The sequence below is a fragment of the Bradyrhizobium sp. genome (assembly GCF_004799445.1).
In the GTDB taxonomy this organism is placed as follows: Bacteria; Pseudomonadota; Alphaproteobacteria; order Rhizobiales; family Xanthobacteraceae; genus Bradyrhizobium.
This window is the reverse complement of the sequence record NZ_SSNA01000174.1, coordinates 1-9,580: the sequence shown is the minus strand read 5'-3', so window position 1 is coordinate 9,580 and position 9,580 is coordinate 1. Positions and strand designations below refer to the sequence as shown.

8 protein-coding genes are annotated in these 9,580 nt (G+C 60.7%); 7 read left to right on the top strand and 1 reads right to left on the bottom strand.

Annotated elements, in window-relative coordinates; translation table 11 throughout:
- Window positions 1–58 precede the first annotated feature (58 nt).
- From E8A46_RS22995 to cydB, 4 genes are all read left to right on the top strand, one after another.
- A complete protein-coding gene (locus E8A46_RS22995; protein ID WP_291566175.1) occupies window positions 59–679 on the top strand; it encodes a molecular chaperone TorD family protein in 621 nt (206 codons plus the stop codon).
- Window positions 680–989: 310 nt separating this feature from the next.
- The gene (locus tag E8A46_RS22990; protein ID WP_291566173.1) at window positions 990–1,205 is read left to right on the top strand and encodes a hypothetical protein; all 216 of its coding nucleotides are present in this window, start codon (window positions 990–992) and stop codon (window positions 1,203–1,205) included.
- An 875-nt stretch (window positions 1,206–2,080) separates the two neighbouring features.
- Entirely contained in the window at window positions 2,081–3,481 is a 1,401-nt protein-coding gene (locus E8A46_RS22985; RefSeq protein WP_291566171.1) for a cytochrome ubiquinol oxidase subunit I, read from the top strand.
- Window positions 3,478–4,488, top strand: coding sequence for a cytochrome d ubiquinol oxidase subunit II (cydB, locus tag E8A46_RS22980; protein WP_291566169.1), 1,011 nt, complete (start codon window positions 3,478–3,480; stop codon window positions 4,486–4,488). The genes E8A46_RS22985 and cydB overlap by 4 nt, the downstream gene beginning before the upstream one ends.
- A gap of 313 nt (window positions 4,489–4,801) precedes the next feature.
- On the opposite strand, the gene E8A46_RS22975 is transcribed toward cydB, so the two are convergent.
- Window positions 4,802–5,728, bottom strand: a complete 927-nt coding sequence (locus tag E8A46_RS22975) for a LysR family transcriptional regulator (RefSeq protein WP_291566167.1) — start codon at window positions 5,726–5,728, stop codon at window positions 4,802–4,804.
- Between the two features lie 100 nt (window positions 5,729–5,828).
- Between E8A46_RS22975 and E8A46_RS22970 the strand changes: the two genes are divergently transcribed.
- The 3 genes from E8A46_RS22970 to E8A46_RS22960 all read left to right on the top strand — a co-directional run bounded on the left by E8A46_RS22970 (window position 5,829) and on the right by E8A46_RS22960 (window position 9,395).
- Window positions 5,829–6,170: a hypothetical protein gene (locus E8A46_RS22970; RefSeq protein WP_291566166.1), complete on the top strand. Its 342-nt coding sequence runs from the start codon at window positions 5,829–5,831 to the stop codon at window positions 6,168–6,170.
- A gap of 109 nt (window positions 6,171–6,279) precedes the next feature.
- On the top strand, window positions 6,280–6,828 hold the full coding sequence (locus E8A46_RS22965; protein ID WP_363252376.1) for a DUF6538 domain-containing protein: 549 nt from the start codon (window positions 6,280–6,282) through the stop codon (window positions 6,826–6,828).
- A gap of 422 nt (window positions 6,829–7,250) precedes the next feature.
- Window positions 7,251–9,395: a carboxypeptidase regulatory-like domain-containing protein gene (locus tag E8A46_RS22960; RefSeq protein WP_291566162.1), complete on the top strand. Its 2,145-nt coding sequence runs from the start codon at window positions 7,251–7,253 to the stop codon at window positions 9,393–9,395.
- Window positions 9,396–9,580: the final 185 nt, after the last annotated feature.

Sequence of the window (9,580 nt, the reverse complement as noted above, 5' to 3'; positions counted from 1 at the left end):
AGATCACCGTCGCCACGGCAGTGCGCTGCCGCGGCAGGATGGATAGCGCGAGCCGGGAATGGACCAGATGCAGGAATTCCGATCTCACATTTATCCCCCGTGTGGTATCGACGAGATCGATCGCGCCCGGGCGCGGGAGTATGCGCTGCTGGCTACCTTGCTCTCTCGCAGTCCCAACGCCGAAATGATCGGAAGGCTGGCGTTGGTGGGCGGGGATGCAACCCCGCTTGGAACCGTCCATGCCGCACTCGGGCAGGCCGCGGCTCGGACCGACGAGGCAAGGGCAGCGCGGGAGTTTTTCGATTTATTCACAGGGCTCGGGCAGGGCGAGCTTCTGCCCTATGCATCGCATTACCTCACCGGCTCGCTCTATGGACGACCGCTCGCACGGCTGCGTGAAGCCTTTCAACGTCTCGGCATCGAAAGAAGGACGGGTCATTCGGAACCCGAGGACCACGTCGCAATTCTTTGTGAGATCATGGCGGGTCTTGTCGGCGGAGATATTGCGGGTCCGGCCGGTTCTGATCGTGCGTTCTTTAACGAACATCTCGCTCCCTGGATCGGGCGTTTTTTCGCCGATCTGGAGCTGGCTCAATCGGCCGATTTCTATGCCCGCGTCGGCTCGCTTGGATGGGTTTTCGTGGGCATTGAAGTGGAGGCTTTTGCCCTCCCGGCTTGAATGTCCGGCCTAACGACGGCTTTGGTCCGCCGGACAAGACTTGGTTGTGAAAGAAGGAGGATTAACATGCGAGCTTTCCTCGTCGCCTGCGTTGTAGCCTGCGTTGTCGCCGTCGGTGCGGCCGTCATTCTTGATAATTTCGTTCAGGAGACGGCCAGGGCGGCCTTTACCGAGCCGAGCGCTAGAATTTAGCGTCCCGGGGCGTGCCGGTGGTTAATCGGAGACCTCGGCACTGGTTTGCGATAATATTGTGAACCGAACCGCTGATTCGCCGACAACTTGATAAGTTCGAAAAAATGGGGAGCTTGCCATGATACGTTTGATGGTTATCGCACTCGCGGTTGTTGCTGTGGTCGCTGGTTCCTCCGTCCTGCTGCGGTCGCGATCTTCTGTGGTCGAATTGTCGGCGGGAACCGCTGCCATGCCTTCACTGCTGGAACTTCACGCCGCTGCCGACGTGCATAAACTCCCGGTACAGGACATCGAAGATCAATCGCTGATCTATCCGACGGCAGAAAAACGCTGAAAAGACTCCAGGAGCGCGCGTGCATTTCTCGGCCGTCGATGCGACAAATTTGCAGCATGACGAACCTAAGCCAATGACATTGTTGAGCTGAAAACGGTTTCCTAAACCGTAGTCATACCGGGATCGCCAACTAGCCTCCTTCTGACACAGGGACCGTCTTGGGGCGGTCTCTGCGTGCTTAGCGCGTAGGTCGCGTCAAGCTGGGGCAAGAGGACGGCGTCCGTCGGCCCATCCAGCAACGCCAGCTTCTGGATGGATCGTCTACGTTGGCGCAGAGGTATGGTTTCAATCGCATATCGACGCTAGAAAGGGATTGAGCCGCCTAACAATTGATAAGCGACGAGGGTGGGCCGCTCATGCCAAGTGGGGGTACCCAAGATTGATGAGTAATCAGCAGAAAGCTTATCACTTATTGAATGCCCCCTCTTGGCGCGAAGCGGATATTCGCCATGCCGACGCCCTCCAGGTTTAAAGCCCGACATCACCGGTTGACTGCTTATCGCATTTTCTATCGGGCAGTCCGGCCTGCAGGTCTCATTCTATTGGGCGCAACCTCCTTCGCCTGGTGGTCCACGAAAGCCGGCGGTTTCGACGCTGCTCTTATGAGATCGGGGTAGCCCGCGCGGGCTAATGAATGGAGACCCGGATACCGGTTCTCCGAATTAGCGATTGCGTCGATTGTATTGTTTTTGCTCTAACAAGAACCAGCGCATTTTGTTGCTGCAGTTTGCGCGGATTGCGGTGGATTGCCGGAAAAGCACAAAAAGGGTTGTTAAAGCTGCCTCAGGCGGTTAACGGCGCGTCCGAAATGCCGTAAGTTGTATTCGGTTTCTGTGGCAGTTCGAACGTAGCAATGGCTGCCGGGAGTGACGGAAATGGACTTCGATCCGGTTTTCCTGTCGCGATTGCAATTCGCCTGGGTGATTGGCTGGCACATCCTGCTGCCAGCCTTCACCGTCGGCGCCGCAGCATTCATTGCCGTGCTTGAAGGATACAATCTTGCGACCGGGCGCGACGTCTATCTTCGCGTCTCGATGTTCTGGATCAGGATTTTCTCGATCGCCTTCGGCATGGGGGTTGTCACCGGTGTCGTCATGCCGTTTCAACTCGGCACCAACTGGAGCCGCTATTCGGATGCGACCGCGAACGTCCTTTCGCCGCTGTTCGCCTATGAAGGCCTGACGGCGTTTTTTCTCGAGGCGGCGTTTCTCGGCGTCCTGCTGTTCGGGCGAAAGCTGGTGCCACGCTGGGCCCATTTTGTTGCAGCGCTGATGGTGGCGATGGGCACGCTTTTTTCGTCTTTCTGGATTCTGTCAGCGAATAGCTGGATGCAAACGCCGGCCGGCTACGAAATCGTCGATGGCCGTTTCTTTCCGACCGACTGGCTGCAGGTGATCTTTAATCCCTCCTTTCCTTCCCGGCTGGCTCACACCGTGGTCGCCTTCTTTATCACCACCGGTTTTGTCGTGCTCGGCGTCGGCGCCTATCTGCTCCGCCGCGAAAAATTTGCGGAAGAAGGCCGCACGATGCTGTCGATGACGCTGTGGCTGCTGACCGCGCTGGTGCCGCTGCAGATCTTTCTCGGCGACCATCATGGCCTCAACACGCTGGAGCACCAGCCTGCGAAACTCGCCGCCATCGAGGCGCGCTGGGAGACCGGCCGGAACGTACCTTTGACCCTGTTCGCGATCCCCGACGAAAAGACCGAGAGCAATCATGCCGCCATCGAGATTCCGGGGCTGGGTAGCCTGATCCTGACCCATAAACTGGACGGCGAGATCAAAGGCCTCAAGGATTTCCCGGCCGATCAGCGGCCGCCTGTTGCAATACCCTTCTTCGCTTTCCGGATCATGGTCGGATGCGCCATGCTGATGCTCGGCATCGTGCTGCTCGGCGGATGGCTGCGCTGGCGCAGGCGGCTTACCGACACGCCGCTGTTTCTGCTTCTATGCCAGATCGCTACTCCCATCGGGTTCGTCGCCGTCATCGCCGGCTGGGCCGTCACCGAGGTCGGACGCCAGCCCTGGACGGTCTATGGCCTGCTGCGAACGGCAGCCTCCGTCTCGCCGTCACTGACCGGCCGCGACGTTGCGATCTCGCTGCTCGCCTACATGGCGGTCTATCTCTTCATGTATCCCACAGGTTTGTTTCTCATGCTGCGCATTGTCCGCGCCGGTCCGATGCCGGCCGCCGAAGGAGATGCGACGATCGAGGCCGGCCGGCCCCAGGCTCCGGTGCTGGCGGGAGCAGGCGTTTCAGGAGGAAGCGAACCATGAGCCAGGTTCTCGACTTCGTGCCGATCTGGACGCTCATCCTCGGCATCGCTGTATTCTTCTACGTGCTGCTCGACGGCTTCGACCTCGGCGTCGGCATCCTCTATGGCTTCGCACCGAACACCGCCGCGCGCAACACCATCATGAATTCGATCGCGCCGATCTGGGACGGCAATGAAACCTGGCTCGTGCTCGGCGGGCTTGGATTGCTCGCGGCTTTCCCGCTCGCCTTCGCCATCATCATTCCCGCGGTTTATTTTCCGATTCTGGTGATGCTGCTGGCGCTGGTGTTTCGCGGCGTCGCGTTCGAATTCCGCTTTCGCGACGCCGAACACAAGACGTTCTGGGACCACGCCTTCAATTACGGATCGGGCATTGCGACCTTCGCGCAAGGCGTGGTGCTCGGCAGCTTCATCCAGGGATTCCGGGTCAGCGGCCGGGTGTTTTCAGGCACCTCGTTCGATTTCCTGACGCCGTTCTCGATCCTGACCGGCATAGCCTTGTTATTCGGATATGGACTGCTCGGCGCGGGCTGGCTCATTCTCAAGACCGAAGGCGACCTTCAGGACACTGCCCGCCATCAGGGCAGTGTTTGCCTAATCGGCGTCTTGGCGGCGATCGGTACCGTCAGCGTCTGGACGCCGATCATGAATCCGGCGATCGCCTCACGCTGGTTCGTTTTTCCGAACATCCTGTTTCTGGCGCCGGTTCCCCTTGCGACAGCCGCCGCCGCGCTTCTTACATGGCGCGCGCTGCACAGCCGTTCGGAAGTTCTCCCCTTCGTGGGCGGCATCGGACTTTTCGTGCTGTCCTTTACCGGGATTGCCGTCAGCCTCTACCCGATGATCGTGCCGCATCATTTCACTTTGTGGGAGGCGGCGTCCTCGGACCGGACCCAGGCCTTTCTCCTGGTCGGCACGCTCGTGCTGCTGCCAGTCATCCTGATGTACACGAGCTGGTCCTACTGGGTCTTTCGCGGCAAGGTGCGGGCCGACATCGGGTATCACTGAAGCAGCCGCAGCAACTCGGATACCATCGCAGCGGGATTTTGCTACTGACCAAAAAAAGGTTGAAATGGGGTCAGCGTCTCACTGATAAGAATATGTCGAAAAACTATAGCCAGCAAGTTGCGGCTACCTTTGGATGCTGACTGGTTGTCAATTCTTGAATGGCTGCTGTTGGCGCGAAGCGGACATACGCCCAGACGGCGAGGTCCGAAAAGTGCCAGAAGCCGCACATCAGTAAATGTGGAGATCGGCACTTGCCGTGCATGCCGATCAACGATGTCTTAGACTGGGGTGCCCCCCGCAACCGGATTCCACGTCAAAGCTCGGCGACCAGCCGGACTATGATCTGACGTAGCCACGCGTGGGCCGGATCGTGATCGTAGGACGCATGCCAGAGCAGCGAAACGGCTACGTCCTGCAACTCCACCGGCGGTGTGCTGAGGCTGAGCCCGAGTTCGGCGGCGAAGAAGCGGGCAAGTCGCGCGTGCATGGTGACCACTACGGGCGCGCGCGCCACCAAGGACGGCACCGCGAGGAAACGCGGCGTGGTGAGCACGACCGTGCGCCGCAACCCCAGCTTCTCCAGAGCGTCGTCTACCACCCCGAGCTCGCCCGGGCGTAAGCTCGTGAGCACATGGGGCAGCCGCAGGTAGTCATCGAGCGAGATCGGGGCCGTGATCCCCGTCCGCTCGGCGTTGAACATGCACAGATAGGTTTCCGTGAATAGGCGACGCTGTTTATGGTGTGCTTGCCCCTGCGCGAAGACACCGTAGCCAACGGCGAGCTCCAGGCGGTCGGCATCGAGATCGTCCAAAAGCTTCGAGGAGTCGATATTGTGCAGCCGCAGATGGATACCGGGAGCGACCTCGCGCAGGTAGGCGAGGAGGGAGGGGATGATCAGGATTTCCATGCTGTCGGGCAGCCCCACCTTGAAGGTGCGCTCCGCCGTGCGTGGATCGAATGCCTCGTCTCGGGATACGAGGGCCTGGACCTGGGCCAGCGCGATCCGCACCGGCTCGACCAAAGCCAGCGCGCGGGGCGTGAGACGCAAGCCCTCCGGACCCCGCGTCAGGAGCTCGTCGCTGAAGAGGTCCCGCAGGCGCGCGAGGTTGTGGCTCATCGCCGACTGACCAAGACCGACGCGGGCCGCAGCCCGCGTGACACTGCGCTCCGTGAGCAGCGCATCGAGGTGGACAAGCAGGTTCAAGTCGAAACGGCTCAGATTGACGGTGTCGATGCCCATTATCGATCCAATCTGTTTGATCGATGATGGTAACCCAACCATCTTTCTTGGCAAGGGAGCCACGGGCATCGGGTCCGTCGCTCAGCCACCGGAGATAATCATGTCCATCCGTAACACCATTCTCGCTACCACCTTCACATTGGCCTCCCTCCTCGGCGCGGCGCATGCGGACGGCGTGCGGCCGATTCAGGCCCGGAGCATCGACCTCGGCAAGGTGTCCGGTGTCGCCTACTACACCGTCGAGCGCGATGGTTTCCGCGTCGTCACTACCCTTGCGCAAGGCGAGGCCGGGACACCGGTGCGCGTCGTGGCTGTCCTCGGGCCCGGCCAGAGCGTAATGCTCTCCACGCCGCGCGAGTCGGGTGTCGCCCCCGTCGCGGTCGAGATCAGCCGGCAAGCCGACACGGTGCTGGTCCGCAAGGCGGCGGCCGCTACGAACTAAGCCAAGGGTCGAACGGCAGCGGGATGACGTTCGCTGCCGCGGCCGGCACTTCCACCGCTTCCGCTTGGACCAAGGGAGCCTGAACGACAGGTACACACGGGTGGTACATATGTCCCTTGCAATGAGTCGTCCCTGGAAACATCCCAAAAGCGGCGTCTACTGGGTTCGCAAGCGCGTTCCAGATGATCTGCTGAAGCTCGTCGGCAAGCGCGAAGAGAAGCGAAGTCTGCAGACGCGCGACCCCGGTGAAGCCAAGCGCCGGCACGTCGAAGCGCTGGTGGAAATCGAGGGCCGCTGGGCCAACCTGCGAGCCGGGCCGAAAGTCCTGACAGAGCGCGAAGCCCACCAGATGGCCATGCCCATCCACCACCGCTGGCTGCGGCAGCACATAGATAACCCAAGTCAGCAGACGGCTTGGAATGTCGATTTGGCTGATCAGGTGTTCGTAAAGCAAAAAACGCCGAAATCGTTCGATTTTCTGTACGACAACACCGACACGGTGGTGGACCGGGATCGGCTTCAGGTCCTGCAGATGGCGAAATGGTGCCTGGAGTTGGCTGATGAGCGCTCTACGGGCCAAGGGTTATGCTATCCGCAAAATCCTCAGACAGAAGTTCAAGTCTCATACCAAGCGTGCCGCCGTGGCTTTCAAGCTTGAGTAGGCCGGATTTTGCCAGAATTGACTGAGAATGAAGAGACGTTCGAACGTCGCCTTCTTCCAACCCAAGTATGATTGCTGACGATTTGAAGATTTTCACCGACGACAACCCACAGCTCTCAAACTAGCCACGACGTCACGGTCCGCTTGGACCGGAGAGCTCGACGCTCGAGGCGGAGGCGGGCGGGACAGCGCTAAGTTCTCTAGGCATCAGACGAGTCTGGTTTGGGACGAAAACCGACTTTTCGGACCGGCGGCTTTTGGCGCGAAGGGGACGTCGGACGAACCGCGGGCGTCAGCCGGTGCCATACGCGGACGTCAGTCGAAGGCTGATTCAAGCCATTGGACGCCGCCGACCTTTTCGCTAAAATGGCGACAATGAAAGCCGGCCAAAGAGCCGGTTCCATGCCGGGAGGCGAGCCATGTTCGTGACCAGAGTGTTGGCGCGGTTGACGATATTTGCCGGCTTGATGGCGCTGCCAAGTACAATCCCCACCGCAGCTTATGCGCAGCAGGCCGTAGCGATCGGCGCCACCGACATCGGCGGCACTGTTGTCGGCGCGGCGGGCCCTGAAGCCGGGGTCTGGGTGATCGCCGAGACCACCGAGCTGCCGACGAAGTTCGCGCGCATCGTCGTCACCGACGACCAGGGCCGCTACCTCATCCCCGATCTGCCGGCAGCGAATTACAGCGTCTGGGTGCGCGGTTATGGCTTGGTGGATTCGGCCAAGCTCACCGCAAAGCCGGGCCAGCTTCTTAATCACACGGCGGTGCCCGCACCGAACGAAGCGGCGGCGGCGCATTATTACCCGGCGATCTATTGGTATGCGATGATGAAAATTCCGCCTGCCGGCGATTTCGGCGGCAAGAGCGACATTCCCGAAAAGCTGACGCAGACTGACTGGCTGAAGCAGATGAAGAACATCGGCTGCATCGGGTGCCATCAGCTCGGCCAGGAAGCCACTCGCACGATACCGGCTGCTTTCGGCAAGTTCGATTCCGGCGCGGCGGCCTGGATGCGGCGCGTTCAATCGGGGCAGTCCGGCGAGCAGATGACCAACCAGCTTGCCGGCAATTTCGGCGGGGTCCCCTTCAAATATTTCGGAGACTGGACCGACCGCGTCGCCAAGGGCGAACTGCCCAAGAGCAAGCCGCCGCGTCCACAAGGCGTCGAACGCAATATCGTGATCACGTCATGGGAGTGGTCGACGCCCGACAAATACCTGCACGATCTGATTTCCTCCGACCGGCGCAATCCGACGGTCAATGCCTATGGCCCGCTTTACGGCTCGCCGGAATATTCGACCGACAACATGCCGATCCTGGATCCGAAGAAGAATAAAGTGTCGTTCTTCAAGATGCCGGTCGCGGACCCCGAGATGCCGGAATCGTTGGGTCCCGGGCATGCCGCCAGCGTGAAGCCGCTGGAGCCGTCCGCCTATTGGGGCGAACAAAAACTCTGGGATACGCGAGCCAACAACCACAACTCCATGTTCGACGAGAAGGGCCGGCTCTGGCTCTCCGCCACCGTGCGCGGCATCGATAACCCGGCGTTCTGCAAACAGGGTTCCGACCACCCGTCGGCCAAGGTGTTCCCGCTGGAAAAGTCGGCCCGTCAGGTGGCGATGCTCGATCCCAGGACGATGAAGTACAGTTTCATCAACACCTGCTTTGCCACCCATCACCTGCAGTTCGGCTACGACGCCAACGACACGCTGTGGCTCAGCGGCACCGGCCCCGTTGCCGGCTGGATCAACACCAAGACGTTTGACGAAACCGGCGATGCCGAAAGGTCGCAAGGCTGGTCGCCGTTCGTGCTCGACACCAACGGCAACGGCAAGCGCGACGATTATGTCGAGCCCAACGCCCCGCTCGATCCGAACAAGGACAAGCGGATCGTCCCGGGTTCGGGACCTTACGCGGTGATGCCGTCGCCGGTCGACGGCTCGATCTGGTACACCGTAGGCATTTTCGGCGGACCGCCGGGGGTCCTGCGATTTGATCCGGCGACCGGGCTGTCGGAGGTGTTTTATGTTCCCGCGCCGGCGTTCGGAATCCGCGGCGGCGATATCGACAGCAACGGTGTTGTCTGGGCGTCGTTATCGAGCGGTCACCTCGGCAGCTTTGATCGGCGCAAGTGCAAAGGGCCGCTCAATGGGCCGGCCGCCACCGGCAATCATTGCCCCGAGGGCTGGACCATCTATCAATATCCCGGCCCTGGCTTCGACGGCATCGGCGAGAACAGCGCAGAGTCGAGCTATTACACCTGGGTCGACCAGCACAACACGTCCGGACTTGGCGAGAACATCCCGATGTCCACCGCCAATCTCGGGGACGGCTTCGTGGCGTTAAAAGACGGTAAGATGATCACGATCCGGATTCCCTATCCGCTCAGCTTCTACGCCAAGGGTTTTGACGGGCGTATCGACGATCCCAACGCCGGGTGGAAAGGCCGTGGGTTGTGGAGCACGAACGGCGACCGCACGCCTTGGCTCAAGGAAGGCGGCAAGGGCTCGATGCCCCGCGCCGTGCACATCCAGTTTCGGCCCGATCCGCTGGCGAACTGAGGTTCGCGGAGAAATTTGAACGCCCCGCGGCCCGTGGCTGCGATGCGTTCGCTCAATCATACGTACTCAGTGACCGCATCTGGCGGATTGTGTTGAAGAAGTCGCCGCCTTAGGTGTTCTGGGTGGCGCGAGGAGACAGGCGCGCGGGAGCTTGTTTGCTTTCAGGCCGGCATCGGGGCGGGCAG

Excerpts from the sequence above, each read along its gene's own strand:
- E8A46_RS22970 (WP_291566166.1), top strand. The coding sequence starts at position 5,829 with ATGTCCATCCGTAACACCATTCTCGCTACCACCTTCACATTGGCCTCC.
- E8A46_RS22960 (WP_291566162.1), top strand. The coding sequence starts at position 7,251 with ATGTTCGTGACCAGAGTGTTGGCGCGGTTGACGATATTTGCCGGCTTG.
- E8A46_RS22995 (WP_291566175.1), top strand. The coding sequence starts at position 59 with ATGGACCAGATGCAGGAATTCCGATCTCACATTTATCCCCCGTGTGGT.
- E8A46_RS22985 (WP_291566171.1), top strand. The coding sequence starts at position 2,081 with ATGGACTTCGATCCGGTTTTCCTGTCGCGATTGCAATTCGCCTGGGTG.
- E8A46_RS22965 (WP_363252376.1), top strand. The coding sequence starts at position 6,280 with ATGTCCCTTGCAATGAGTCGTCCCTGGAAACATCCCAAAAGCGGCGTC.
- cydB (WP_291566169.1), top strand. The coding sequence starts at position 3,478 with ATGAGCCAGGTTCTCGACTTCGTGCCGATCTGGACGCTCATCCTCGGC.
- E8A46_RS22990 (WP_291566173.1), top strand. The coding sequence starts at position 990 with ATGATACGTTTGATGGTTATCGCACTCGCGGTTGTTGCTGTGGTCGCT.
- E8A46_RS22975 (WP_291566167.1), bottom strand. The coding sequence starts at position 5,728 with ATGGGCATCGACACCGTCAATCTGAGCCGTTTCGACTTGAACCTGCTT.